1 protein-coding gene is annotated in these 250 nt (G+C 55.2%); it reads left to right on the forward strand.

Annotated features, from left to right (window positions below; genetic code table 11):
• Positions 1-138, forward strand: a 138-nt coding sequence (locus F7R02_RS26175) for an integrase core domain-containing protein (protein WP_151210389.1), incomplete at its 5' end; no start/stop codon positions are given.
• Between the last annotated feature and the right edge of the window lie 112 nt (positions 139-250).

Here is a 250-nt window from a genome sequence, read left to right on the forward strand (position 1 = left end):
CTGCTGCACGCGCGCACCGAAATCGAACGCTGGCGACGCGAATACAACGAGGACCGACCCAAGAAGGCGATCGGCGGCATGACCCCGGCTGCTTATGCCCAACATCTGGCAAACACCGATATCATTAGTCGCCCCTGAAAAACCCCCAGGCTGCATCCATTGCAAGGCTTAACCTGCGTTTTAGGTGTGCTGGAATTGCCAGTTTTCGTTACTCTACGAACTGGTTTCTGGCAGTTTTCGCCCATGCGTA

It is taken from the genome of Xanthomonas cissicola, assembly GCF_008801575.1.
Taxonomy (GTDB): domain Bacteria; phylum Pseudomonadota; class Gammaproteobacteria; order Xanthomonadales; family Xanthomonadaceae; genus Xanthomonas; species Xanthomonas cissicola.